Source organism: Amycolatopsis lexingtonensis, assembly GCF_014873755.1.
GTDB classification, from domain to species: domain Bacteria; phylum Actinomycetota; class Actinomycetes; order Mycobacteriales; family Pseudonocardiaceae; genus Amycolatopsis; species Amycolatopsis lexingtonensis.
In genome coordinates this window covers 6,698,325-6,722,376 of sequence record NZ_JADBEG010000001.1, presented here as the reverse complement: position 1 = coordinate 6,722,376, position 24,052 = coordinate 6,698,325, and the positions used below count along the sequence as shown (strand labels likewise).

24 protein-coding genes and 4 tRNA genes are annotated in these 24,052 nt (G+C 70.3%); 19 read left to right on the top strand and 9 right to left on the bottom strand.

Translation table 11 applies throughout. The annotated features are described in order from the left end of the window. Both H4696_RS30600 and H4696_RS30595 read left to right on the top strand, forming a co-directional pair. Positions 1-1,401 (top strand): replication initiator, encoded by a 1,401-nt coding sequence (locus H4696_RS30600; RefSeq protein WP_249027007.1) that lies wholly within the window; start codon positions 1-3, stop codon positions 1,399-1,401. Then, positions 1,391-2,593 (top strand): tyrosine-type recombinase/integrase, encoded by a 1,203-nt coding sequence (locus tag H4696_RS30595; RefSeq protein ID WP_086860722.1) that lies wholly within the window; start codon positions 1,391-1,393, stop codon positions 2,591-2,593. The genes H4696_RS30600 and H4696_RS30595 overlap by 11 nt, the downstream gene beginning before the upstream one ends. A 31-nt stretch (positions 2,594-2,624) precedes the next feature. Here the strand turns inward: H4696_RS30595 and H4696_RS30590 are convergent, their stop codons facing one another. After that, positions 2,625-3,116, bottom strand: coding sequence for a YajQ family cyclic di-GMP-binding protein (locus H4696_RS30590; protein WP_086860720.1), 492 nt, complete (start codon positions 3,114-3,116; stop codon positions 2,625-2,627). A gap of 129 nt (positions 3,117-3,245) precedes the next feature. Between H4696_RS30590 and H4696_RS30585 the strand changes: the two genes are divergently transcribed. Both H4696_RS30585 and H4696_RS30580 read left to right on the top strand, forming a co-directional pair. Continuing rightward, a tRNA-Tyr gene (locus tag H4696_RS30585) sits at positions 3,246-3,328 on the top strand. 263 nt (positions 3,329-3,591) lie between these two features. After that, the gene (locus tag H4696_RS30580) at positions 3,592-4,398 is read left to right on the top strand and encodes a class I SAM-dependent methyltransferase (RefSeq protein ID WP_086860781.1); all 807 of its coding nucleotides are present in this window, start codon (positions 3,592-3,594) and stop codon (positions 4,396-4,398) included. 70 nt (positions 4,399-4,468) lie between these two features. On the opposite strand, the gene lon is transcribed toward H4696_RS30580, so the two are convergent. The 3 genes from lon to H4696_RS30565 all read right to left on the bottom strand — a co-directional run bounded on the left by lon (position 4,469) and on the right by H4696_RS30565 (position 8,835). Continuing rightward, positions 4,469-6,871: an endopeptidase La gene (gene lon, locus H4696_RS30575; protein WP_086860718.1), complete on the bottom strand. Its 2,403-nt coding sequence runs from the start codon at positions 6,869-6,871 to the stop codon at positions 4,469-4,471. A gap of 100 nt (positions 6,872-6,971) precedes the next feature. After that, on the bottom strand, positions 6,972-7,826 hold the full coding sequence (locus H4696_RS30570; protein WP_086860716.1) for an SAM-dependent methyltransferase: 855 nt from the start codon (positions 7,824-7,826) through the stop codon (positions 6,972-6,974). Between the two features lie 70 nt (positions 7,827-7,896). Then, positions 7,897-8,835, bottom strand: coding sequence for a GNAT family N-acetyltransferase (locus H4696_RS30565; RefSeq protein WP_169734998.1), 939 nt, complete (start codon positions 8,833-8,835; stop codon positions 7,897-7,899). A gap of 300 nt (positions 8,836-9,135) precedes the next feature. On the opposite strand from H4696_RS30565, the gene H4696_RS30560 reads away from it, so the two are divergent. From H4696_RS30560 to H4696_RS30535, 6 genes are all read left to right on the top strand, one after another. Then, positions 9,136-11,790, top strand: coding sequence for a putative bifunctional diguanylate cyclase/phosphodiesterase (locus H4696_RS30560; protein WP_086860712.1), 2,655 nt, complete (start codon positions 9,136-9,138; stop codon positions 11,788-11,790). Between the two features lie 80 nt (positions 11,791-11,870). Continuing rightward, positions 11,871-11,943, top strand: a tRNA-Thr gene (locus tag H4696_RS30555). Between the two features lie 50 nt (positions 11,944-11,993). After that, positions 11,994-12,066: transfer RNA gene (locus H4696_RS30550), tRNA-Met, on the top strand. A gap of 49 nt (positions 12,067-12,115) precedes the next feature. After that, on the top strand, positions 12,116-12,280 hold the full coding sequence (rpmG, locus tag H4696_RS30545; RefSeq protein ID WP_005152047.1) for a 50S ribosomal protein L33: 165 nt from the start codon (positions 12,116-12,118) through the stop codon (positions 12,278-12,280). A 78-nt stretch (positions 12,281-12,358) separates the two neighbouring features. After that, entirely contained in the window at positions 12,359-12,808 is a 450-nt protein-coding gene (locus H4696_RS30540) for a MaoC family dehydratase N-terminal domain-containing protein (protein WP_143265107.1), read from the top strand. Continuing rightward, positions 12,805-13,203, top strand: a complete 399-nt coding sequence (locus H4696_RS30535) for a MaoC family dehydratase (RefSeq protein WP_086860708.1) — start codon at positions 12,805-12,807, stop codon at positions 13,201-13,203. The genes H4696_RS30540 and H4696_RS30535 overlap by 4 nt, the downstream gene beginning before the upstream one ends. Here H4696_RS30535 and H4696_RS30530 read toward each other — a convergent pair. From H4696_RS30530 to H4696_RS30515, 4 genes are all read right to left on the bottom strand, one after another. Further along, entirely contained in the window at positions 13,200-14,105 is a 906-nt protein-coding gene (locus tag H4696_RS30530) for an SGNH/GDSL hydrolase family protein (RefSeq protein WP_086860706.1), read from the bottom strand. The genes H4696_RS30535 and H4696_RS30530 overlap by 4 nt on opposite strands. Positions 14,106-14,140: 35 nt before the next feature. Continuing rightward, complete coding sequence (locus tag H4696_RS30525; protein ID WP_086860704.1) at positions 14,141-15,097, bottom strand: hypothetical protein; 957 nt, start codon at positions 15,095-15,097, stop codon at positions 14,141-14,143. After that, positions 15,094-15,444 carry a GntR family transcriptional regulator gene (locus tag H4696_RS30520; protein ID WP_086860703.1) on the bottom strand — a complete coding sequence of 117 codons (351 nt, stop codon included), beginning with the start codon at positions 15,442-15,444 and terminating at the stop codon, positions 15,094-15,096. The genes H4696_RS30525 and H4696_RS30520 overlap by 4 nt, the downstream gene beginning before the upstream one ends. Before the next feature lie 64 nt (positions 15,445-15,508). Next, entirely contained in the window at positions 15,509-16,438 is a 930-nt protein-coding gene (locus H4696_RS30515) for a TIGR03619 family F420-dependent LLM class oxidoreductase (protein WP_169734997.1), read from the bottom strand. A 206-nt stretch (positions 16,439-16,644) separates the two neighbouring features. Here H4696_RS30515 and H4696_RS30510 point away from each other — a divergent pair. The 6 genes from H4696_RS30510 (at position 16,645) to H4696_RS30485 (ending at position 20,242) form a co-directional block, all read left to right on the top strand. Then, positions 16,645-16,717, top strand: a tRNA-Trp gene (locus H4696_RS30510). A gap of 26 nt (positions 16,718-16,743) precedes the next feature. After that, entirely contained in the window at positions 16,744-17,184 is a 441-nt protein-coding gene (gene secE, locus H4696_RS30505; RefSeq protein ID WP_086860701.1) for a preprotein translocase subunit SecE, read from the top strand. A 64-nt stretch (positions 17,185-17,248) separates the two neighbouring features. After that, on the top strand, positions 17,249-18,085 hold the full coding sequence (nusG, locus tag H4696_RS30500) for a transcription termination/antitermination protein NusG (protein ID WP_086860699.1): 837 nt from the start codon (positions 17,249-17,251) through the stop codon (positions 18,083-18,085). Positions 18,086-18,160: 75 nt separating this feature from the next. Beyond that, the gene (gene rplK, locus H4696_RS30495; protein ID WP_043781763.1) at positions 18,161-18,598 is read left to right on the top strand and encodes a 50S ribosomal protein L11; all 438 of its coding nucleotides are present in this window, start codon (positions 18,161-18,163) and stop codon (positions 18,596-18,598) included. Positions 18,599-18,678: 80 nt separating this feature from the next. After that, positions 18,679-19,398 carry a 50S ribosomal protein L1 gene (gene rplA, locus H4696_RS30490; RefSeq protein WP_086860697.1) on the top strand — a complete coding sequence of 240 codons (720 nt, stop codon included), beginning with the start codon at positions 18,679-18,681 and terminating at the stop codon, positions 19,396-19,398. 70 nt (positions 19,399-19,468) lie between these two features. Continuing rightward, positions 19,469-20,242: an alpha/beta fold hydrolase gene (locus H4696_RS30485; RefSeq protein WP_086860696.1), complete on the top strand. Its 774-nt coding sequence runs from the start codon at positions 19,469-19,471 to the stop codon at positions 20,240-20,242. A gap of 1 nt (position 20,243) precedes the next feature. Here H4696_RS30485 and H4696_RS30480 read toward each other — a convergent pair whose 3' ends face one another. Next, positions 20,244-21,146 (bottom strand): hypothetical protein, encoded by a 903-nt coding sequence (locus tag H4696_RS30480; protein ID WP_086860694.1) that lies wholly within the window; start codon positions 21,144-21,146, stop codon positions 20,244-20,246. Between the two features lie 308 nt (positions 21,147-21,454). Between H4696_RS30480 and rplJ the strand changes: the two genes are divergently transcribed. The 3 genes from rplJ to H4696_RS30465 all read left to right on the top strand — a co-directional run bounded on the left by rplJ (position 21,455) and on the right by H4696_RS30465 (position 24,037). Next, positions 21,455-22,009, top strand: a complete 555-nt coding sequence (gene rplJ, locus H4696_RS30475; protein ID WP_086860692.1) for a 50S ribosomal protein L10 — start codon at positions 21,455-21,457, stop codon at positions 22,007-22,009. A gap of 49 nt (positions 22,010-22,058) precedes the next feature. Further along, positions 22,059-22,445 carry a 50S ribosomal protein L7/L12 gene (gene rplL, locus H4696_RS30470; protein ID WP_086860691.1) on the top strand — a complete coding sequence of 129 codons (387 nt, stop codon included), beginning with the start codon at positions 22,059-22,061 and terminating at the stop codon, positions 22,443-22,445. A 386-nt stretch (positions 22,446-22,831) separates the two neighbouring features. Next, a complete protein-coding gene (locus H4696_RS30465; RefSeq protein WP_086860689.1) occupies positions 22,832-24,037 on the top strand; it encodes an ABC transporter ATP-binding protein in 1,206 nt (401 codons plus the stop codon). Positions 24,038-24,052 lie beyond the last annotated feature (15 nt).

Sequence of the window (24,052 nt, the reverse complement as noted above, 5' to 3'; positions counted from 1 at the left end):
GTGGCTGCTCCGGCTGGCTTCGGCGAGATGGTGGCCGCGTTCTCGGAGTCCGGCACGCTGGACCCGGCCCTGGCGCACATCCTCGCCCGCGCGAACTTCGACACCTGGGCTGGGAAGGTCAAGGCCGCTCGGGGCTGCGCGAAGCCGGTTCGGATGGCCGGGGGCTCCACTGTGGTCGACTCCTCCGGCAAGGTCGTCGCCGAGCTGTCCGGCAGCGTGTTCGTCCCCTGCAAGAACCGGCGCGCGTCGGTGTGCGAGTCTTGCTCCGCTCACTACGCGCACGACACGTTCCACCTCATCCGCGCGGGCATGGCCGGGGGCAAGGGCGTCCCCGAGACCGTCACCGGTCACCTGCGGGTGCTGGCGACGCTGACCGCGCCGTCGTTCGGGAAAGTCCACTCGCGACCGTTCCGCAATGGACACGTGCGCCGCTGCTCCTGTGGCGAGCTGCACTCCCAGTACGACGACGTTCTCGGCACGCCCCTGGACCCCGAGACCTACGACTACGTCGGGTCGGTGCTGTGGCAGGCGCACGCGGGGGAGCTGTGGCGCCGCTTCACCATCGCCGTGGGTCGCAAGCTCGCTCGCGCTCTCGGACTGCGTCCAGCTGAGCTGCGCGAGTTCATGCGCCTGTCCTACGCCAAGGTCGCGGAGTACCAGCGGCGCGGCCTGATCCATTTCCACGCCGTCGTGCGCGTCGATGGCCCCGAGGGACCGGACGGACCGCCCCCGCCGGCCGAAGTGACCGACGACCTTCTGACCGCCGTGATTGAGGACGCGGCGGCCTCCGTCGTCGTGCGCACCCCCGACTCTTCGGCGGTCGGTGTGGTCGAGCTGACGTGGGGTGACCAGGTCGACGTGGAGCCCATCGCCGCGTCGGAAGGCACCTCGGAGGACTCGGACGGCGGCTGGCACGACCGGCGCGTCGCGGGCTACGTCGCCAAGTACGCCACCAAGGGCACCCGCCTGACCGAGGGCTCCGACTACCGCATCCGCTCGGCGGAGCACATCGAACAGCTTCCGATCACCGAGCACCACAAGCAGCTCATGCGCACCGCCTGGCGGCTCGGCGGCCTGCCCGAGTACCGGGAGCTGAACCTCCGGAAGTGGGCGCACATGCTCGGGTTCCGGGGCCACTTCCTGACCAAGTCCCGCCGCTACTCCACGACGTTCGGGCAGATCCGCCGGACGCGGGCGGAGTACCGCCTCGATGAGCAGCGCGAGGCCCTGGGCATCGCCGACACCGAGGTCCTGACCGTCGTCAACGACTGGGCCATGACCGGCATCGGCTACCACAACGACGCCGAACGACGGCTCGCCGCCGTGTTCGCCGAACTGCACCTCGCCCGGCGCAAGCTCGACGGCCAGGACGACGACGGCGGGGGACCACATGGCCGTTGACGACCTTTGGTACCTGCGCAAACGCGACGCGGAGACCGGCGAAAGGCTGCGCTCGAAGCGCCACGGACGCGGTAAGCGCTGGCGTGTCCGCTGGGTCGATCCGGACACCGGTCAGGACCGTACTGAGCTATTCGAGCGCCGCGCCGACGCCGACCGGCACGACGCGAACATGCACGCCGACATCTCGCGCGGCCAGTACGTCGACCCCCGCGCCGGACGGCTGACGTTCAAGTACTACGCGGACCAGTGGCGGCAGACGCTGCTACACCGCCCAAGTACGGCCGAACGCACGGAGCGCGTCATCCGCCGGCACCTGGTCCCGGTGCTCGGTGACCTCCCGATCGCCCAGATCCGAAGCTCCCACATTCGGGGCTGGGTAAAGGATCGAGCCGCGAAGCTGGCTCCGAGCACGCTCGCGGTCGTCTACTTTGGAACGCTCGTCCCGCTGTTCAACGCGGCCGTCGCCGACAAGCGCATCGGGACCTCGCCCTGCGTTGGCATTCGGCTGCCGGAGATCGAGGACGCCCAGTACTACATCGCGCGGCCCGAAGAGGTCCATGCGCTTCACGACGCGCTGCCGGAGCGCTACCGGCCGATCGTCTACCTGGCGGCTGGCTGTGGCTGGCGAGGCGGCGAGATCTTCGGCCTGGAGCGGGACGCGATCGACTTCGACGCGATGGAGGTGGAGGTCCGGCACCAGCTCACCGTGGTGTCCGGCCGGACACCGTACCTCGCGCCGCCGAAGACCAAGACCAGTCGCCGGGCCAACGAGCTGCCGACGCTGGTCGCTGGCTCCCTGCGCGCCCACCTGGAGACGTTCCGGTCAGTCCCGGAGGAGATCGACGACGAGACCGACCCCCGCCGGCCGATCCGGCGGCCCGCCAACCTCGTGTTCACCCGGGGCGACGGCCGCCCGATCCACCGGGCCGACTGGTCGTACATCTGGCGCCCGGCCGTGAAGGCCGCTGGCCTGCCGGAGGGCTTCGGCTTGCGCGACCTGCGGCACTACTTCGCCACGGTGCTGATCTTCGGCGGAGCCAACGTCAAGACCGTTCAGCTCGCGATGGGCCACACCACGCCCACGGTGACGCTCAACACCTACGTCGGCTACTGGCCGGACGCGGTGGACCAGACGCGGACGCTCGTCGACTCCGCGCTCGGTTGTACCGACGTTGTACCCACGGGCACCTGAAACCAGATACCCGCAGGTCAACGAGGGTGCGTCACCGGTAGTTCGTGAACTGCAGCGCGATCTCGAAGTCCTTGCCCTTCAGCAACGCGATCACGTCCTGCAGCTGGTCCTTCTTCTTGCCCGACACCCGCAGCTGGTCGCCCTGAATCTGGGCCTGGACGCCCTTCGGGCCCTCGTCGCGGATGAACTTCGCGATCTGCTTCGCCTTGTCCGAAGCGATGCCCTGGAGGATCTTGCCGCCGATCTTGTAGATCTTGCCCGAGAGGGCCGGCTCGCCCGCTTCGAACGCCTTCAGGGAGATGTTGCGCTTGATCAGCTTCTCCTTGAAGACCTCGACCGCGGCCAGGGCGCGCTCCTCGGTCTCGGACTCGATCGCGATCGCCTCCTCGCCGGACCAGTTGATCGTCGTGCCCGTGCCGCGGAAGTCGAAGCGCGTTCCGAGCTCCTTGCTCGCCTGGTTGAGCGCGTTGTCCACCTCCTGGCGGTCGACCTTGCTCACGACGTCGAAAGAGGGATCCGCCACGTGTCCTCACACCTCGTACTCGCTTGTCAGGGGCCACCCAGCCTAGCCCCCACCGGGGGATGGGTATCCCGGTTGACCCCCGTCCGGGACGGTTGGGTAAGCTTCTCCCCGGCCGGTTCGCCCGGCCTTGGCGGGTTACCCGAGTGGCCAAAGGGGACTGGCTGTAAACCAGTTGGCTTACGCCTACGGGGGTTCGAATCCCTCACCCGCCACCCCGGGAAAGCCCCGTGTCACGATGTGAGCCGTGACACGGGGCTTTTTCGTCGTTCGTCAGCTATGCCGTGATTGTGCGAATTGTCGATGAATAACCTCGACTGCGATTGACCACACGATTCGGCGGGTATTGTGCCGCGAAATGGGTGAAGATTCGTTCGCCCTTTCGCTCGCATTTTGAAATATTTCCGTGAATCGGTAACGGCCTGCGGGATCCACCCGACCCCTGCAGGGGGCAGGGGACAATCCAGTGGAGGTGCACATGCCGGTACCCGGGACGCTCGAACACCCGACGCGCGAGCAGCTCGTGCGGGTCCAGTACGCCGATGCCGAGCTCGTCGCCGACTACGCCGGTGCCTATTCCGGGGCGGGGCCGACCGCGCGGTACCACCGTTCGCGGCTCCACGCCGTCGACCAGGTGCTGCGGGAACACCCGGGCGGCGCGCTCCTCGACGTCGGGTGCGGGCCGGGGATGATGGTGCGGCACCTGCTCGACGACCGGCCGGGGGACTTCGCCGTGACCGGGTGCGACCGGTCCGCCGCGATGGTCGACGCGGCTCGGCGGCGTGCCGGAAAAGGTGCGGACTTCTCCGTCGGAGACATCCGGGAAATGCCGTTCGCCGACGGCGCTTTCGACATCGCGCTCGCGATGGGCGTGCTCGAATACGTGGACATCGGGCCCGCGCTGCACGAAATCGCCCGGGTGGTCCGGCCCGGCGGGCTCGTCGTCGTCACCATGCTCAACCCGCGCAGTCCGTACCGGCTCGTCGAATGGGGGTTGTACTGGCCGGCTCGCCGGATGCTCGGCGGGCTCGAAGAGGCCTTTCACGTCCCGCGGCGGCACGGGGCGCGCCGCACCGGGATCCGGGCGTACCCGCCGCGGCGGCTGCGCCACGAGCTGTGGCGGGCCGGGTTGCAGGCCGAGGACACGCTCTTCTACGACGTCACCGCGCTGCTGCCGCCGTTCGACCGGCTCGTCCGCCGGCCGGACCGTCCGGAGCGGACGGTCGCGCGCGGGATCGCGGGCCGGCTCGGCACCGGGTACCTGATCGCCGCCCGGCGGCTCTGAACACTCGCGAACGGCCGGTTTCCCCGCGGGAAGGGGAAACCGGCCGTTCGTCGGGTGGCGGCGTTCGGGGTTACGCCGCCTGGGGAACCGGCGTGGACGCCGGGGTCAGGGCGAGGTCGAGGACCTCGCGGACGTTCGCCACCGCGTGGACGTCCAGCTCGGCCAGCACTTCGGCCGGGACGTCGTCGAGGTCCGGCTCGTTGCGCTGCGGGATGATCACCGTCTTCATCCCCGCCCGGTGCGCGGCCAGCAGCTTCTGCTTGACGCCGCCGATCGGGAGCACCCGGCCGGTCAGCGACACCTCGCCGGTCATCGCGACGTCCGCGCGGACCACGCGGCCCGAGAGCAGCGACGCCAGCGCCGTCGTCATCGTGACGCCCGCCGACGGACCGTCCTTCGGCACCGCGCCCGCCGGGACGTGGACGTGGATGCCGCGCTTCTTCAGGTCGCCCACCGGCAGCTCCAGCTCCGCGCCGTGCGAGCGCAGGTAGGACAGCGCGATCTGCGCCGACTCCTTCATCACGTCGCCGAGCTGGCCGGTCAGCTGCAGCCCGGACGCGCCGGACTCCTCGTCGGCCAGCGACGCCTCGATGTAGAGGACGTCACCGCCGGCACCGGTCACCGCCAGGCCGGTCGCCACACCCGGGGTCGCCGTGCGCTGGGTCGACGCCGGGAGCGACGACTCCGGGAGGTGCCGCGGCCGGCCCAGGTAGGTCTCCAGGTCCGGGGCGTCGACGGAAAGCGGCAGCGAAACCTCGTCCAGCGCCACCTTGGTCGTGATCTTCCGCAGCACCTTCGCGATGGTCCGGTTCGCGGCGCGCACGCCCGCCTCACGGGTGTACTCGGCGGCGATCCGGCTGAACGCGGCATCGGTCAAGGTGACGTCGGCCGTGCCCAGGCCGGCGCGCTCCAGCTCGCGGGGGAGCAGGTGGTCGCGGGCGATGGTGACCTTCTCGTGCTCGGTGTAGCCGTCCAGCGTGACGAGCTCCATGCGGTCCAGCAGCGGGCCGGGGATGGTCTCGAGCGCGTTGGCCGTCGCCAGGAACACGACGTCGGACAGGTCCAGCTCGACCTCGAGGTAGTGGTCGCGGAACGTGTGGTTCTGCTCCGGGTCCAGCACTTCGAGCAGCGCCGCGGTCGGGTCGCCGCGGTAGTCGGCGCCGACCTTGTCGATCTCGTCGAGCAGCACGACCGGGTTCATCGAGCCGGCTTCCTTGATGGCGCGGACGATCCGGCCGGGCAGCGCGCCGACGTACGTGCGGCGGTGGCCGCGGATCTCCGCCTCGTCGCGGATGCCGCCGAGCGCGACGCGGACGAACTTGCGGCCCATGGCCTTCGCGACGGACTCACCCAGCGACGTCTTGCCGACCCCGGGAGGGCCCGCGAGGGCGAGCACCGCGCCCGAACGCCGGCCGCCGACCGGGCCGAGGCCCGATTCCGCGCGGCGCTTCCGGACGGCCAGGTACTCGATGATGCGTTCCTTGACGTCGTCGAGACCGGCGTGGTCGGCGTCGAGCACGGCACGCGCGGCCGCGATGTCGTAGACGTCCTCGGTGCGCTCGTTCCAGGGCAGCTCCAGGACGGTGTCCAGCCAGGTGCGGATCCAGCCGCCTTCGGGGGACTGCTCGGACGTGCGGTCCAGCTTGTCCACTTCGGCCAGCGCGGCCTTCTTGACGGCGTCGGGCAGTTCGGCGGCCTCGACGCGGGCGCGGTAGTCGTCGTCCTGCGCGGTGCCGTCGAGCTCGCCGAGCTCCTTGCGGATCGCCTCGAGCTGGCGGCGCAGCAGGAATTCCTTCTGCTGCTTCTCCATTCCCTCGGCGACGTCCTTGCGGATGGTGTCGGTGACCTCGAGCTCGGCCAGGTGCTCCTTGCTCCACTCGAGCGCCTTCTCCAGGCGTGCGGTGACGTCCAGGGCGCCGAGCAGCTCGAGCTTCTGGTCGGTGGACAGGTACGGCGCGTTGCCGGAGAGGTCGGCGATCGCGGAGGCGTCTTCGACCTGCTGGACTGCGTCGATCAGCTGCCAGCCCCCGCGCTGCTGGAGGATCGAGATGACGACGGCCTTGTACTCGGCCGCGAGCTTCGCGGTCTGGTCGTTCGTGGTTTCGGGCGCGTCCTCGGCGTGCACCCAGCGGGCGGCGCCCGGGCCGTCGGCGATCCGGCCGACGAGCGCGCGGGACGTGCCGCGCAGCAGCACGGCGGCCTTGCCGCCGGGCACGCGGCCGATGCGCTCGACCGTGGCGACGGTGCCGAACTCGGCGTACTCGCCGTGGACGCGCGGGACGATGAGGACCTCGGCCTTGGCGGTGCCGGTCGACCGGATCCCGGGGAAGGACGCCTGGGTCGGGGTGTTGGCCTGGGCGGACTCCACCGCGGCCCGTGTCTCGGTGTCGCTCAGGTCGAGCGGGACGACCATGCCCGGCAGCACGACGTCGTCATCGAGCGGGAGCACGGGCAGGAGGCGGGTGTCGGACATGTGCACTCCTCGGTTAGTTGAGTCTGCTGTGCTCAACTCTCCGATGGGTGTGTTTGTTTCCGATGGTGCGTTCGCCCACAGCGATCACGAAAATCGCAGGTCAGCCGCCTGGTCGTGCCGCGATGCCGCACCAGGCGTACGGGCGGGCTTCCGCCTCCAGCGCGTTCAGCTTCCGGTCGGGCCGCCAGTCCGGCAGGTGCACGATGCCGGGTTCGAGCAGTGGCCAGTCGCCGAACAGCGGCTCGATCTCTTCGCGGTCGCGCAGCCAGACCGGGTTGCTGGTCTTGCGGTACTGCTCGACGAACCAGCGCAGCCCTTCGAGCGTCTCGCCGCTGCCGTCGCCCTCGCTCATCTGCGAGATGGCCAGCCAGCTGCCGGGCGCGAGCGCTTCGCGGTACGCCGCGAGGATGCCCTCGGGGTCGTCGTCCGGGCCGACGAAGTGCAGCACGGCCATCATCATCAGGCAGACCGGCTGCGAAAAGTCGATGAGCCGCTTCGTCTCCTCCGCGCGCAGGACGGCCTTCGCGTCCCGCATGTCCGCCTGGACGATGCCGGCCCAGTCGGTCGCCGCGCCCTCTTCGAGGATCAGCGTCGCGTGCGCCACGGCGACCGGCTCGTAGTCGACGTAGACGACCTTGGCGTCGTGCTCGTCGGGCAGCTCGGCCTCGACGACCTCGTGCACGTTGCCGGCCGTCGGGACGCCGGAGCCGAGATCGATGAACTGCCGGATCCCGGCCCGCAGGGCCGCCCGGACCGCGCGGTTCATGAACTCGCGGTTCTGCTTGGACCCGGGCCGCACCAGCGGCCACTGCTGCTCCATGCGCCTGCCGAACTCGCGGTCCACGGCCCAGTTCTGGGTACCGCCCAGGTACCAGTCGTAGATCCGGGCCGCGGACGGCTTCTCGGTGTCGACGCCCTCGGGCGCTCTCGGCGCGGAATCCCGCTGGTCGCTCACTCCCGGCTCCCCTCGCTCTGGCGGGGGCCAGCCTATAAGGACCGCGCGCCGCCGGTAATCCTCCGTTTGTTCACCGAACGGCCGGGCGGCGCTGCCAGTACGTCCACAACGGCCGGTACCCCTGCGCGTACCAGAACGGCGTCGACAGCGGGTTCGCCGCCGCGTGGTGCAGCAGGACGACGTCGGCGCCCTCCTCGTCCAGGACGTGGTGGGCGTGCGCGGCCAGCGCGGTGCCGACGCCGGAGGACCGCGCGGTCTCCGCGACCGCCAGCGACGACAGGTAGCCGACGCGGCCCGCCGCGACCCGGTCGCTGATCCAGCCGGTCTCGCCGGGGTGCTGGACGTTCACCATGCCGAGCGGGCGGCCGTACAGCTCGGCGATCCACAGTGGCGGTTCGGGCCGGTTCAGCTGCTCGGCCAGGTCCTTGGCCAGGATGTCCTCGACGCCGGTGCGCCAGTTCACCGTGCCGTACTGGGCGTCGTAGGAGTGCAGCTCCATGCCGAGCGCCACGGCGGTTTCGAGGTCGCCGGGCTCGCCGCGGCGGATCTTGACCCCCGGGGTGCCGAGCGGGGTCGCCGGCACCATCCGCTGGGACGGCCGCACGGCGACCACCCGCAGCGGCGCGAAGCCGTGGTGCAGCATTTCGCGCGCGCCGGCGGCGTCCCGGCTCGCGCGGGGGACGATCGCGGCGGTCTCCGTGTCGCCGTGCTCGGCGACCGCGCGCAGATGTTCATCCCATCGAGTGAGGAGGGCGTCGAGCGCGCCCGCCGGCCGGGGTCCGGCGAGCTGGAGGTCGAGGCGGTGCTCGGTCAGCGCGCGCCAGGGCGCGTTGGGGGCGTCGCGGTCGACCTGGACGCGCGAAGCCAGCCCGGACGCGGCGGAGTCACCCGTCGCCACCTCCAGGACCACGGCGTTTTCGGCCGCCTCGAACGGGATCGAGCCGGGGAGCAGGGAGTCCACCGCCGCGAGCCGTGCCGCGTGTTCGGTGGCGATCGCATCGCTGTGCATGGGGCACATTCAAGCGCTACCGGGTCCCCTGTGCGCAGAGAACCACCCGAGCGCCGCACACCCCCCCGATTTCGGGGGTTCCGGGTGGCGGAGCCCCCGGCCCGAGGCGCAGCCTCGGTTACCACACTGTTTCACCCCTTGGTCCACGCAGGTCAGCGCGTTCGAGGCATTGTTAACCCTGGGGTGATCTCCTACTGTCTCGAAAGGGACACGGGTACGCCCTCCGGGGTACGGTATGGCCCTTGTCCACACCCGAAGTCACGAATCAGCACCGGTGGACAAGCCGGGAGGGAAGGTCGGATGCCGGACACCAACGCCCACGGCGACGCCGTCGCGCAGGCGCAGCCCGGGCCGGGAGCCGCTTCCGGGACACCACCACAACCCGCCGCCTCCGCCGAAGCCCGCACGGACGAACGCCGGTTCCGCGCGTACACGTTCGCCGTCTTGAGCCTGGGTCTCGTCGCCGCGTTCGCCGTCGGCTCGTGGCAACCGTTCCACTGGGACAGCAAGCTGCTGTGGATCGGGCCAGTGCTCGCCGTCGCGTTCCTGCTCGCCGAGCAGCTCGGCATCAACGTCGACGTCCGCAGCGGCATCTCGTGGACCATCTCCTTCACCGAGATCCCGCTCGTCATCGGGTTCTTCATCGCGCCGTTCGAAGTCGTGCTGGCCGCGCACCTGGTCGCCGGCATCGGCACGCTGCTCGCGCGGAAGGTCGCCGGCCGCGTCCTCTACAACGCGGGCGCGTTCCTGCTGGAGATCACCGGCGCGTTCGCCGTCGCCGGGCTGGTCAAGTACGCCGTCGGCGCCGGTGGCGGGGACCAGTTCCCGTGGGTCGCCGCGCTGGCGGGCACCCTGACCGCGCCGCTGGTGAGCACCCTGCTCGCGCTGGCCGCGGTCCGCGTGCTGCGGCGCCGGATGCGGGTCAGCACCGCGGTCCGGCTCACCGCGCGGATCCTGGTCGTCGGGTTCGTCAACGCGTCCGTCGGCCTCTCCGGTTACCTCGTCATTTCGAACACGCCCAAGGCGTGGCCGCTGGTCCTCGCGGTCTTCCTCGGCCTGACGGCGCTGTATTGGGCCTATTCGGACCTGCTGCGCGAGCAGCGGGACATGGAAGCGCTCTCCGACGTCAGCCTGATGGTCGCCCGCTCCGGCCAGCTGGCCGCGGCCCGCCCGGCCGGTCGCGCCGACGAGCTCGTCGGCGGCGTCGACGTCCGCGAGTGGGCGACGATCGCCGAGCGCATCAAGGACCAGCTCGCCGCCGGCCGCGTGGTGCTGCGGCTGCGGCTGGAGGCGAAGGACCCGCTGCGCGTCGTCGTCGCGGGCGACGACCTGCCGCCCGCCGACCCCGCCGCCGACGACCCGCTGCTGCGGCTGCCCGGCGCGCACGTCCGGCACTTCCGGATCACCGAGGCCAACCCCGACGTCCGGGCGGCGCTGCTCGACCGCGGCGCGCAGGAGGCGCTCGTCGTCCCGCTGCGCAGCGCGAACCAGCTGCTCGGCGTCGTCGAGGCGCACGACCGGCTGTCCCGCTGGCGCGGCTTCGGCAAGTACGACGTCCAGCTGCTCGGCACGATGGCCAGCCACCTCGCGACGTCGCTGGACAACCGGCGGCTGCTGGCGACGCTGCGCCACGACGCCTACCACGACCCGCTCACCGGGCACCTCAACCGGCTGGGCTTCCGGCAGGTGGCGAAGGAACCGCTGCGGGACTTCGGCAACGCCGTGGTGCTCCGCATCGACCTCGACGTCTTCTCCACGGTCAGCGACGCGCTGGGCTACGCCTGGGCCGACCGGATGGTCATCGCCGCCGCCCGCCGCATCCGCGACGCGCTCGGCCCCGACGTCCCGCTCGCCCGGCTGGAAGGCGCGTCCTTCGCGGCCCTGCTCGCCGGCTGCCCGCCCGAGGACGCCCACCACGCGGCGGAACGGCTGCGCGAAGGGCTTTCCGCGCCGTACCCGGTCGACCGGCTCTCGGTCGAGGCGAACGCGATGATCGGCTACGCGACGACGACCCCGGAGGAGTCGGGCGACGTCGTCGACATCGAAGGCCTGCTGCAGCGCGCCGACGTCGCCGTCCGCGCGACCAAGGGCGGCGAAGAGGTCCGCGGCTACGTGCCGAGCATGGGCCAGATCTTCCTGCGCCGCTTCCAGATGGTCACGCAGTTCCGGCAGTCCCTCGAGGACGGCCAGGTCAGCGTCCACTACCAGCCGAAGATCACGCTGCCGAACCGGCAGGTGGCCGGCGTCGAGGCGCTCGTCCGCTGGGTGCACCCGGAGTTCGGGCGGCTCGGCCCGGACGAGTTCGTCCCGGCCATCGAAGCGGCCGGCCTGATCGGCGTGCTGACGTCGTTCGTGCTCGGCGAAGCGCTCAAGCGCTGCCGCAAGTGGCTCGACGAAGGTCTGCGGATCTCGGTCGCGGTCAACCTGTCGGTGCGGAACCTGGCCGACGAGGACTTCCCGAACAAGGTCGCCCGCGAGCTGGAGCACCACGGCATCCCGCCGGAGCTGCTGACGTTCGAGCTGACCGAGTCCGGTGTGATGTCCGACCCGCAGAAGGCGCTGCCGATCCTGCGCGAGCTGCACTCGCTGGGCATCGTGCTGGCGGTGGACGACTTCGGCACGGGCTACTCGTCGCTGGCGTACCTGCGGCAGCTGCCGGTCGACCAGGTCAAGATCGACAAGAGCTTCGTCCTCGGCATGGGCACCGACCTCGGTGACCTCGCGGTGGTGCGCTCGATCGTCGAACTCGGCCACTCGCTCGGGCTGACGGTGGTGGCGGAAGGCGTCGAGGAGGACGTCGCGCGCGACCAGCTGGAGGCGATGGGCTGCGACGTCGCCCAGGGCTACCTGATCTCGCGGCCGCTGCCGGAAGACCGCCTGGAGGCGTGGCTGCAGGCCCGCACCGCGCGCTCGCCGGGACGCCACTCCGAGACCGTCTTGACCCTGCTGACCTGAGGTTTCGTGCTAAGGGGACCCCGGTTGCACGGGCGGGTGACGGCCCTTGCTAATCTTTCCAAGTCCTCGCGAGAGGCCAGGCCCCTTTAGCTCAGTCGGCAGAGCGTCTCCATGGTAAGGAGAAGGTCTACGGTTCGATTCCGTAAAGGGGCTCTCGACCTCAGCCGCGTCACGCCTGCGTGTCGCGGCTTGGGTCATGTAAGGGCGGTGTAGCTCAGTTGGCAGAGCAAGCGGCTCATAATCGCTGTGTCGCCGGTTCAAGTCCGGCCACCGCTACGCGGTAACGACGGGGCTGGCCCCCGGACCTGAGAGAGAAGGAAACGCTGTGGCTGCCACCGACGTGCGACCCAAGATCACGCTGGCGTGCGAAGAGTGCAAGCACCGCAACTACATCACCAAGAAGAACCGGCGCAACAACCCGGATCGCCTGGAGATGAAGAAGTTCTGCCCGAACTGCGGTACGCACCGGACGCACAAGGAAACCCGCTGACGTAGCGCGTTCACACCAGCTTCGAAGAGCCGCCCTGGACCACCGGGGCGGCTCTTTGCTGTTGGTAGCCTGGCCGGCGTGCCTTTGGACGAGTCGTTCACCGGGCGGGTCTACCCGCCGAAGACCAGCTACGAAGTGAGCCGGGAGAAGATCCGGGAGTTCGCCGACGCGATCGGCGACGCGAACCCGCTCTACCGGGATCCCGAAGCGGCGAAGGCGGCCGGCTACCCGGACGTCATCGCGCCGCCGACGTTCCTCACGATCATCAACCTCGCGTCGATCAACTCGATCGTCTCGGACCCCGAGCTCGGCCTCGACTACTCGCGGATGGTCCACGGCGACCAGCAGTTCAGCTACAGCCGCCCGGCGCACGCCGGCGACACGCTGCTGCTGACGACCCACATCGACCGGATCATGGCCCGGGCGGGCAACGACTTCATCAACCTGCGCGCCGAAATCACCGACGGCGGCGGCGCGCACATCGCCACCACGCGCGCGCAGCTCGTGGTGCGGGGGGAGGACGCGTGAACACCGGCGACGAACTGCCCGCCCTCGAGGTCCGGATCACCCGCGAACAGCTGGTGCGCTACGCCGGCGCGGCGCTGGACTTCAACCCGATCCACTGGAACGAGGCGTTCGCGAAGGACGTCGGCCTCCCGGACGTCATCGCGCACGGCATGCTGACCATGGCCGTGGCCGGCCGCGTCGTGACCGACTGGCTCGGCGACCCGGGCCGGATGGTCGACTTCAGCGCCCGCTTCACCCGCCCGGTCGTCGTCCCGAACACGCCCGAGGGCGCGCTCGTGGAGATCACCGGGAAGGTCGGCGAAGTCAAGGACGACGGCACCGCCCGGATCGACCTCGTGGTGAAGTTCGACGGCAAGACGGTGCTCGGGAAGCCGCAGGCGCTCGTCCGGGTCTAAGGCAGCTTCAGCACCGCCAGCACGGCGTCGGCCATGCCCTGCTCACCCCGCGCGTTCGGGTGCAGCGGGGCGGCCGGCGACGCGGGCAGCAGGCCCTCGACCCACCGCGTGTCGGACGCGGAGCAGACGTCGTGGCCCTTGCCCGGCGTCGCGGTGTCCGCGTAGCCCGCGCGGTGACTGTCCGCCTGGTCCTCGAGCATCTTGTTCAGCTTGCCCAGCGCTTCGCGGAAGTAGGCGATGTCGCCGCTGCCGAAGGGCAGCACCGGCCAGCAGCCGTCGCCGTCCGGGAGAACCGTCGGGTAGCCGACGACCACGACCTTCGCCTTCGGGGCCTTGGTGTGGATGCGGTCGAGGATCGCGCCGACCTTCGGGGCGGCCGCGTCGATCCGCTCGGCGAGCTGGTCGTGCCCGCCCGCGGTCAGCTTGTCCTTGCACGGTGACGCGGTCGAGTGCGCCGTCGTGCAGCCCGCCGCGTACGCGAAGAAGCCGACGTCGTTGCCGCCGATGCCGAGGGTCACCAGCGTCGTGTCCTTGGTGACGGCGTCCAGCTGCGCCGGGTTCGTGCCGTCGTCGGTCTTCTGCGGGGCGGTCAGGTGCGCGGTGGTCGCGCCACCGCAGCTGACGTCGGCGAACTGGGCCGGCTTCAGCTTCGCCGAGACCAGGTGCGGGTAGTTGTCGTCCGAGCGCTGGCAGCCCGCCGGGGTGCCCGCCTGCCGCCCGGTGCGCGGCGACGACGTGTACGAGTCGCCCAGCGCCACGTACCGGCCGCTGCCCCCGCCGGTGTCCGCGCCGTCCGGTGGCGCCGACGACGAGCCGTGCTGCCACTTGTAGTACCCGAAGCCCAGGAGTGCGAGCACGAGCACGACGACGAGACAGCCGCCCCCACCGCTTTTCTTCGCCACTTCTTCGTTTCTACCGAAGGAGGGGGTCCGGCGAGCTAGCCAATCCGGGTGATCCGCTGGGCGACGAGGTCGTTCACCAGCCCGGCGCCGGTCTCCGGGTCGTCCACGCTGATCAGCACGGTCCGGCCGTTTTCGAGCGCCAGCCGCAAGGCGGGCCCGCCGCGCACCTTGTACGCCGTCGTGCCGGTCACCGGGTTGAACCGCAGGCCCAGGCCGCCGTCGCCGAACGTCGTCAGCTCGCGCGCGGTGGCTTCGCGGATGTCCGCCAGCTTCAGGTGCCGCCAGGGGAAGCCGAGGAGGCCGAAGCGGATCGTCACGCCCCGGGCGTCCACGGTCGCCTTCAGCCGGTACGTCAGGGCCGCGACGGCGGTGCCGACGAACGCGATCCAGGCGGCCGTCGGCCACGGGAGCCCGGCGGGCAGGAACGCGATCGCCACCGGGACCAGCAGGAGCGCCCAGAGCATCGCCGGGTTCGCCGCCCGGCCCGACCAGAACGCGCGCTGGCCGGGCTCGAGCCCGACGCTCGGCCGCCGAGCCGACTCTTCGCGGACCGGTGCCGGCAGACCGCCGACGACCGCCGCCGCGGCGCCGAGGACGGCCGCGCCCAGCATGAAGAGCACGACCGAGGCGCCGCCGCGCGCCGCGTGCCAGTCCGGCGCGTCGAGGTTCGAACCGAGCACCGAGAGCAGCACGGCGGAGGGCAGCGCCGCGAACGCGGCACCCACGCCGACGGTCGGGCGGGGCAGCGGCCGGCCCCGGCGCAGCGCGGTGACCGCCGTCGTCGCGAGGAGGAGGACGGCGGCCGCGCCGAGCGCCAGGCACACGGTGACGAACACCCCGAGCGGCGTCGAGCCGTCCGGCGCGCTGTTCCAGTGCGTCGCGAGGGGATCGGGCAACCGGCCCGCCCACGCGTCCGCGAGGACGCCCGAGACGGCGAGCGCGGCGCCCGGCAGCACGGCCGTGGCGAGCAGGACCCGGATCAGCTTGGTCATGTGTACTTCTCCTTCAGCACCCCGGTGAGTTCGTCCAGGCCGACGCCCGCGCGCTTCGCCTCGCGGACCAGTTCCGCGACCAGTTCGGCGAGCCGGGCCTGGGCCGAAGCCCCGCCGAGCACGACCGCGCCGCGCCGTCGCCGCAGGTCGATCAGGCCCTCGTCGCGCAGCACCGCGTACGCCCGCAGCACCGTGTGGACGTTGATCTCCAGCGACGCCGCCAGCTCGCGGGCGGGCGGCAACTGCTCCCCGGGCGCGGGGCTGCCGTCGGCCAGCGAACGGCGGAGCGACGCCGCGACCTGCTCGAAGAGCGGGACGGTCGAAGTCGGATCGATCCGGACGAACATAGTTCTAACTATAATAGAACTATTGCGCGACGAAGGAGACTTGCGTCACATTCGGCGAGGTGCGTCAGGTCGCCTTGGCGATGAGGTCCGCGGCGAGCTCCACCGCGTGGTCGACGTCCCGCGCGACGTAGTGCAGGTCGACGAGCACTTCGGAAATGCCCAGCTCACGGGCCACGTCGAGGCAGGGGAGGACGTCGGCGGCGGTCTCGACGCCGGTGCCCTGGCGCGGGTTGATCCGCAGCACCCGGCGCAGTGCGCCCGGGTCGCGCCCGGCCCGCTCGGCGGCTTCGCGGGCGACCGACCAGAGGCCGTCGAGGTGCTGCTTCGGCATCCACCCGGCCAGCCAGCCGTCCGCGCGGCGCCCGACCCGGGCCAGCGCCGGCGGGGAGAACCCGCCGAGCAGCACCGGTGGCCGCGGGTCCTGTGCCGGGCGCAGGCCCACCGTGGACGGCGCGATCCGCCACTGCGGGCCTTCGTGCGCCACCGGGTCGCCGGTCCACAACGCTTCCAGCGCGTCGAGCACCGCGTCGAGCCGCTTGCCCCGGCCCTCCCACGGAACGCCGGTCGCGAAGTACTCCTCGCGCAGCCAGCCCAGCCCGAACCCGACGTCCAGCCGTCCCGAGCTGGCCAGGTCGAGCGAGGTCAGGGCCCTGGCGAGCAGGACCGGGGAATAGACCGGGCCGGTCAGCGCGCTCATCCCCAGGCGGGCCGTCCGGGTCACGGCGGCCGCGGTGGCCAGCGTCGTGAACGGGTCGGCGAAGGTCTCGAACTCCTCGGGGTACGGGTGCTCCGGCGTCCCGCCGCCCGGGTACAGGTCCGACGGCGCCAAGGGCGTCAGGATCCGGTCGCCGACCCAGAGCGAGCCGAAGCCGAGGTCCTCCGCGGCGGTCGCGAAGCGCGCGACGGCGGCGGGGTCGGCGAGGGTGCCGTACTGGGGCAGCGCGAGCCCGAGGCGCGTCCCGGCCACCGCCATCCGACCGGGGGTGTCCGTCATGGCGGACATCCTGGCATGATCACGTCGTCGGCGGAGAGTTTTCCGCAGGCCGGCCGGGGTTCGGCGGTCGATCGGGGGGCGCGGTTGCGAGCTCTCGCGAGGCTTGCCGTAGACTTCGGGACTTGGAACGCACTACGGTCATCCCCGCCTGGATGGTGGGGATGATGGAATGCGTCCTCCGGGGCTCCGAGCGATCGGGACTCCACAGGGGTGTAGCTCAATTGGCAGAGCAGCGGTCTCCAAAACCGCAGGTTGCAGGTTCAAGTCCTGTCACCCCTGCGTAACGGAACTGGTGGAGCGGAGGAGTGGTCGTGAGCGACAGCGACGCCAGCGGCGGCGAGCAGGAGCAGGACGGCAACGGGCAGAAGCCCGAGAGCCCGTCCCGTCCCGTCACAGCCGCTGCCCGGCGTGAGCGCCGTGCGACCGCTCGTCCGGCGGGCAAGTCCGCGGCACGTGCGGACGACAAGACCCGCCCGGCCGGGAAGTCGGGGGAGAAGACCGCCCCCGACGCCAAGGGCGCTCCGACTCCGAAGCGGGATCAGAAGGCGAAGAAGGCCTCCGTGTTCGCACGGCTGATGCGCTTCATCCGCGAGGTGTGGGCGGAGCTGCGCAAGGTCATCTGGCCCAACCGCAAGCAGATGGTCACCTACACCGCGGTGGTGCTGGTCTTCGTGGTGTTCATGGTGGCACTGGTGAGCGTCTTGGACTTCGCGTTCAAGAAGGGCATCGGCGCGATCTTCGGCTGACCCGCCGCCGTGCCGCGCGGGCCGGCCTGACCGACCCGGCAATGATCAACTGAGAGGACGGAACGTGACCTCCGACAACGGCACATCAGCCGGTCACGACCTGACCGAGCTTTCCGACGAGCAGGTGCACGCAGCACTCGGTGACGAGGAGTCCGAGCACCTGGAGCCCGTCGAGGTGTCCGACGAGGTCGACGAAGCCGCTTCCGTTGACGAGGGCGCTTCCGACGAGGCCGCCGCCGATGACGACGTGACCGACGAGGCCGCCGAGCCCGAGGCCGACGACGAGGACCCGGTCGCCAAGCTGCGCGCCGAGCTCCTCGCCGCGCCCGGCGAGTGGTACGTCGTGCACTCGTACGCCGGTTACGAGAACAAGGTGAAGACCAACCTCGAGACCCGGACGCAGACCCTGGACGTCGAGGACTACATCTTCCAGATCGAGGTCCCGACCGAAGAGGTCACCGAGATCAAGAACGGCCAGCGCAAGCAGGTGCAGCGCAAGGTGCTGCCCGGCTACATCCTGGTCCGGATGGACCTGAACGACGCCTCGTGGAGCGCGGTGCGCAACACGCCGGGTGTCACCGGGTTCGTCGGCGCCACCTCGCGGCCGTCGCCGCTGACCGTGGACGAGGTGCTGAAGTTCCTCGCCCCGCAGGTCGAGAAGGAAGCCCCGGCCAAGGCCAGCAAGGGCGAGTCCGCCGCGTCCGCGCCGCTCGGTGCCCCGGCCGTCGAGGTCGACTTCGAGATCGGCGAGTCGGTCACGGTCATGGACGGCCCGTTCGCGACGCTGCCGGCGACGATCTCCGAGGTCAACGTCGACGGGCAGAAGCTGAAGGTCCTGGTGTCGATCTTCGGCCGGGAGACCCCGGTCGAGCTGTCGTTCACGCAGGTCTCCAAGATCTGACGGCCGGCCTTCTCGGCCGCAGTCCCCACGTCCACGGCAGGTACGCGGGGAACGTAGTACAGGACAGGAAAAGAAATGCCACCCAAGAAGAAGAAGCTTGCGGCGATCATCAAGCTGCAGATCAAGGCGGGTGCGGCCAACCCCGCGCCGCCGGTCGGCCCGGCGCTGGGTCAGCACGGCGTCAACATCATGGAGTTCTGCAAGGCCTACAACGCCGCGACCGAGTCGCAGCGCGGGGACGTCGTCCCGGTCGAGATCTCCGTCTACGAAGACCGGTCGTTCGACTTCAAGCTGAAGACGCCGCCGGCCGCCAAGCTGCTGCTGAAGGCCGCGGGCGTGGAGAAGGGCTCCGGCGAGCCGCACAAGACCAAGGTCGCCAAGGTCACCTGGGACCAGGTCCGCGAGATCGCCAAGACCAAGGAGACCGACCTCAACGCGCACGACATCGACCAGGCCGCGAAGATCATCGCCGGCACTGCCCGGTCGATGGGCATCACGGTCGTCGACGCCTGACGTTCGCAGCACTACCCGTGGGAGAGCCGAGTGCTGGCTCTGACACCACACTGATCCGTTTTTGAAGTAAGGACAGAAGCATGACCAAGCACAGCAAGGCATACCGCCAGGCTGCGGAGCTCATCGACAAGGCGCGCCTGTACGCGCCGCTCGAGGCCGCGAAGCTGGCGAAGGAGACCTCCAAGACCAAGATGGACGCGACCGTCGAGGTCGCGATGCGTCTCGGTGTGGACCCCCGCAAGGCCGACCAGATGGTCCGCGGCACCGTGAACCTGCCGCACGGCACCGGTAAGACCGCCCGCGTCATCGTCTTCGCCGTCGGCGACAAGGCCGCCGAGGCCGAAGCCGCCGGCGCGGACGCGGTCGGCACCGACGAGCTGATCGAGCGCATCCAGGGTGGCTGGCTCGACTTCGACGCCGCGATCGCGACGCCGGACCAGATGGCCAAGGTGGGCCGCATCGCCCGCATCCTCGGCCCGCGTGGCCTGATGCCGAACCCGAAGACCGGCACGGTGACCCCCGCGGTCGAGAAGGCCGTGAAGGACATCAAGGGCGGTAAGATCAACTTCCGCGTCGACAAGCAGGCCAACCTGCACCTGGTGATCGGCAAGGCTTCCTTCGACACGGAGAAGCTGGTCGAGAACTACGCCGCCGCGCTGGACGAGATCCTCCGCGCCAAGCCGTCCTCGGCGAAGGGCCGCTACCTGAAGAAGGTCACCTTCACCACGACGATGGGCCCGGGCATCCCGGTCGACCCGCTGCGGACCCGCAACCTCCTCGCCGAGGAAGCTGCCGTCTGAGTCGGACATCACCAGAAAGGGCGTCCCCGCTTGCTGCGGGGGCGCCCTTTCTTCGTGTCTGATGGACGGCATGCCGACTTTCGCGTCGTTCGACGGGCTCCGGTTGAACTACACCGTGTGGGAAGGCGACGGCGCCCACCGCCCGGTGCTGCTCCAGCACGGCTTCGCGGCCGACACGAACGCGAACTGGATCTCCACCGGCGTCGTGGCGGCGTTGCGTGCCGCCGGCCTGACCGTGATTTCCCTGGACGCGCGCGGCCACGGCCGTTCGGAGAAGCCGCACGACGAGGCCTGCTACACCGAAGACTCGATGGCCCGCGACGTCTCGGCCCTGCTGGACGAGCTGGCCCTCGACGAGGTCTCGATGGTGGGCTACTCGATGGGCGCGATCATCGCCCTCTCCGCCACGGCGGCGGACAAGCGCATCCGCTGCCTGGCTACAGGCGGCGTGGGCTCGGGCATCGTCGACTTCGGCGGCGTCGACCTCCGCGTGGTGAAGCCGGCGGACATCGCTTCTGCCCTGCTGGCGGAGGACCCGTCGACAGTCCCGCCATCGGGTGTCCCGTTCCGCCTGCTGGCCGACGCGACCGGCGGCGACCGGCGCGCGCTGGCGGCGGTGGCGCTGGCGTCGAAGGAAGGGCACCTGGATCTGTCGTCGATCGGCGTGCCGACGTTGGTGCTGGCCGGTGATCAGGATCAGCTGGCCGCGGAGCCGGAAAGGCTGGCGGCGGCGATCGCGGGCGCGAGGCTGGTCCGCATCCCGGGCGACCACATGACGGCGGTGATGTCGCCGGCGTTCTCGGAGGCACTGCTGGCGTTCCTGTCGGCGCCCCACCCGCGCTGAGTCAGCCGGTCGGCGACGTCGTGGGCACTCCGCTGCACTTCGCCGGCCCGATGGCGTGGCCGGTGATGAGCCATTGCCCCTTGTCGACCTGCGACACCGTGAAGACGCCCAGCGCCGGGCCGCCCTGGACGGAGAAGGTGCAGGAATCGATCGTCACCGTGTCGCCGGGCAGCGGCGCCGAGACGCTCGAGGGCAGGGATTCGGCGTAGTCGTTCTTGTTCGTCACCTGGGTGGTGAGGAATTCGACGGCCTTCTTGCAGTCGGTCTGGGCGGCGTTCTGGCGGAACGTCTGCGCGATGTCCTGCGCGAACTGCGTCTGGATGTCGCGCGTGCCCTCGTTCTGGAACCGGCCGCAAGCGTCGGCGATCCGGCCCTGGGCGATGTTGTGGTAGACGAACCGCACCGCCTCGTACGGGTTCGTCGAGAACAAGTGGTTCGTGTGGTACTTCCCGCCGCCCTCTTGGGCGAGCTGGGCCGATGTCTTCCCCGAGTCGTTCGGGAAGAAGTGGTTGTACAGCCACGTGCCCGCGACGGCCAGGATCACCAGCGCCAGGACCCAGGCGAGGACCTTCTTCCCGAGCCAGCTCACCCATTTCGGCGCGCGGCGGCGCTCGGCGGGCACCAGCTGGTACCCCGGCGGGATCATCGGCGGCTGGGCGCCGCCCTGCTGCGGCGCCGGCTGGGACGGCGGGGCCTGGACGACGCCGGCGTCCGGGGGCGGGGCCGGCTGGTTGCCCTGCTGGGACTGGGTGAAGCGCAGGTAGTCCTGGAACTGCTGGAACTGGCGGAACTGCTCCAGCTGCGCCGGGTCCATCGGTGGCTGAGCCGGCGGTGAAGCGGGCGTCGAAGAGCCCGCCGGTTCGACTTCCGAGCCCGGCTTTCCGTCATCGCGCTGCTCCGCCACGTCACCATGATGCCCTCCGGGCCGTCGCGGGGAACCCCCAGCCGCCCTAAACGCAGGTCAGGGCGGCCCCCGGGAGAAGCGCCCGCGAACCACCCGGTATAGTTGTCGACGGTTCTACCGAAGACCGCTGGTTTTCCCCGCTTCCGTGGGGAACGAAGGTCCCGCACTCGCCGGGCGGCCCGCGCAGGAGGAACGAGGCTCCGGCACGCGTGCCGGAATGACGCCCCGCGCCTGCTCGCGCGTGGGCGTTTCGTCGTTTGGGGGCTCCTCGACGCCAGTGGAAACACTAGCCAAGAGAGGAGGCGACCATGGCGAAGCCCGACAAGGTGGCGGCCGTCGCCGAGATCGCGGAGAGCTTCCGCAACAGCTCGGCCACCGTCGTTACCCAGTACACCGGCCTCTCCGTGTCCCAGCTGTCCCAGCTGCGCCGCGCTCTCGGCACCAGTGCCAAGTACCGGGTCGCGAAGAACACCCTCGTCAAGCGCGCCGCGGAAGACGCGGGCGTGACGGGGCTCGAGGACCTGTTCGTCGGTGCCACCGCCATCGCCTTCGTCGAGGGTGAAGCGGTCGACGCCGCCAAGGCGCTTCGCGACTTCGCGAAGGACAACAACGCGCTTGTGATCAAGGGCGGCTACATGGACGGCAAAGCGCTGTCCGTGGACGAGATCAACAAGATCGCCGATCTCGACAGCCGTGAGGTCCTGCTCTCCAAGGCAGCGGGCGCGTTCAAGGCGAAGCTGTCCCAGGCCGCCGCGCTGTTCCAGGCGCCGGCGTCCCAGGTCGCCCGCCTGGCTGCCGCGCTGGAGGAGAAGCAGCGCAACGCCGCCGGTACCGAAGCAGCCGAAGCACCCGCCGAGAGCTGAACCACCCCCACCCCGAACGTCTAGTTCGTTTTTCTGAGAGGAAGCCATCATGGCGAAGCTGAGCACCGCCGAGCTGATCGACGCCTTCAAGGAGCTCACCCTCCTCGAGCTGTCCGAGTTCGTGAAGGAGTTCGAGGAGACCTTCGACGTCACCGCCGCCGCGCCGGCCGCCGTCGTGGCCGCCGCCCCGGGTGCCGCTCCGGCCGCCGCCGCCGAGGAGCAGGACGAGTTCGACGTCGTCCTCGAGGGCGCCGGCGACAAGAAGATCCAGGTCATCAAGGTCGTCCGCGAGGTCGTCTCGGGTCTGGGCCTGAAGGAGGCCAAGGAGCTGGTCGAGGCCGCTCCCAAGGCCCTCCTGGAGAAGGTCGACAAGGAGGCCGCCGAGGCCGCCAAGGAGAAGCTCGAGGCCGCGGGCGCCAAGATCTCCATCAAGTGATTGCGGGCGCGTAAGCGCCGAAGCACCACCTCGAGAAGGGGCGGGCATCCACGCGGATGCCCGCCCCTTCCGTTTTGCCTGGTCAAGGCGGACCCCCTAGGAGCGGTGTCCGATTGGCCCCGGGTCCCTAAATCGAGGGTTCGGGGCCGCGGAGATCTGCGTCGTTGCCCCGAATGGACTACGGTGCTTCCAGTTGCCGATCACGGCGGGGTGACGATGGAACCGGGTCTGGCCAGAAAAGAAAACTGGTGAGTAACCTGTTCGCACTCAGCTCGTTGCACCTGGTTGACGCGGGTTCGTGCTGCACAGCCCGCACCCGCCGCCGACGTGGGGTGGCATGGGTGTGGCAGCGGGCGCAATGACGCGGAACAGCTCCTGGAGGTGCGATGGGTGCCGAGGTGGTCATCGAAGGTCTGACCAAGTCCTTCGGTAAGCAGGCCATCTGGCGGGACGTCACGTTGACCCTGCCCCCGGGCGAGGTGTCGGCGATGCTCGGACCGTCGGGAACCGGCAAGTCGGTGTTCCTGAAGTCGATGATCGGGCTGCTCAAGCCCGACCGCGGCCGCTGCGTGATCAACGGCGTCGACATCGTCACCTGCTCCGAACACAAGCTCTACGAGATCCGGAAGCTCTTCGGCGTCCTCTTCCAGGACGGCGCGCTGTTCGGCTCGATGAACCTCTACGACAACGTCGCTTTCCCGCTGCGCGAGCACACGAAGAAGTCCGAGACGGAAATCCGCCGGATCGTCCTCGAAAAGCTCGACATGACGGGTCTGAACGGCGCCGACAAGAAGCTTCCGGGCGAAATCTCCGGCGGTATGCGCAAGCGCGCCGGCCTCGCCCGCGCACTGGTGCTCGACCCCGAGATCATCCTGGTCGACGAGCCGGACTCGGGCCTCGACCCGGTCCGCACCACCTACATCTCGCAGCTGTTCCTCGACGTGAACGCGCAGATCGACGCGACGTTCCTGATCGTCACGCACAACATCAACCTGGCCCGCACGGTGCCGGACAACCTGGGCATGCTCTTCCGCAAGGAACTGGTCATGTTCGGCCCGCGCGAGGTGCTGCTGACCAGCGAAGAGCCGGTCGTCAAGCAGTTCCTCAACGGCCGGATGCAGGGCCCGATCGGCATGTCCGAGGAGAAGGACTCCGCCCAGATGGCCGCCGAGCAGGCGATGTTCGACGCCGGCCACCACGCGGGCGGGGTCGAGGACATCTCCGGGGTGCCGCCGCAGATGCAGACGACGCCGGGGGTGCCGCAGCGGATGGGCGCGGTCCGCCGCAAGGACCGGGTCATGGAGGTCCTGCACCGCCTGCCGCAGCCCGCGCAGGAGGGGATCATCGCCTCCCTGAGCCCGGAGGAGCAGCGGCACTACGGCGTCAGCCCCCGCCGCGTCGCACAGGCCCAGCAGCAGCAACAGCAGCAGGTGCCGGCCGGCGCCCGCCCGCAGGGTGACGGCGTCCCGAACCAGCACCACGGGCAGCTGCCCGCCGACCAGGTGGCGCGCATCCCGGGCGGCGGCCAGCCGCCGAGACCCGGCTCGCACCGGATGCCGCCGCCGCGCGACAACGGGCCAGGTGGCCGGTGAGCTCTCCCGCAACAC

Coding starts and splice junctions, on each gene's coding strand:
- rplK (WP_043781763.1), top strand. CDS start 18,161: ATGCCACCCAAGAAGAAGAAGCTTGCGGCGATCATCAAGCTGCAGATC.
- rplJ (WP_086860692.1), top strand. CDS start 21,455: ATGGCGAAGCCCGACAAGGTGGCGGCCGTCGCCGAGATCGCGGAGAGC.
- H4696_RS30565 (WP_169734998.1), bottom strand. CDS start 8,835: ATGCACAGCGATGCGATCGCCACCGAACACGCGGCACGGCTCGCGGCG.
- H4696_RS30580 (WP_086860781.1), top strand. CDS start 3,592: ATGCCGGTACCCGGGACGCTCGAACACCCGACGCGCGAGCAGCTCGTG.
- H4696_RS30465 (WP_086860689.1), top strand. CDS start 22,832: ATGGGTGCCGAGGTGGTCATCGAAGGTCTGACCAAGTCCTTCGGTAAG.
- H4696_RS30515 (WP_169734997.1), bottom strand. CDS start 16,438: ATGACGGACACCCCCGGTCGGATGGCGGTGGCCGGGACGCGCCTCGGG.
- H4696_RS30560 (WP_086860712.1), top strand. CDS start 9,136: ATGCCGGACACCAACGCCCACGGCGACGCCGTCGCGCAGGCGCAGCCC.
- rplL (WP_086860691.1), top strand. CDS start 22,059: ATGGCGAAGCTGAGCACCGCCGAGCTGATCGACGCCTTCAAGGAGCTC.
- rplA (WP_086860697.1), top strand. CDS start 18,679: ATGACCAAGCACAGCAAGGCATACCGCCAGGCTGCGGAGCTCATCGAC.
- H4696_RS30595 (WP_086860722.1), top strand. CDS start 1,391: ATGGCCGTTGACGACCTTTGGTACCTGCGCAAACGCGACGCGGAGACC.
- lon (WP_086860718.1), bottom strand. CDS start 6,871: ATGTCCGACACCCGCCTCCTGCCCGTGCTCCCGCTCGATGACGACGTC.
- H4696_RS30525 (WP_086860704.1), bottom strand. CDS start 15,097: ATGACCAAGCTGATCCGGGTCCTGCTCGCCACGGCCGTGCTGCCGGGC.
- H4696_RS30485 (WP_086860696.1), top strand. CDS start 19,469: ATGCCGACTTTCGCGTCGTTCGACGGGCTCCGGTTGAACTACACCGTG.
- H4696_RS30520 (WP_086860703.1), bottom strand. CDS start 15,444: ATGTTCGTCCGGATCGATCCGACTTCGACCGTCCCGCTCTTCGAGCAG.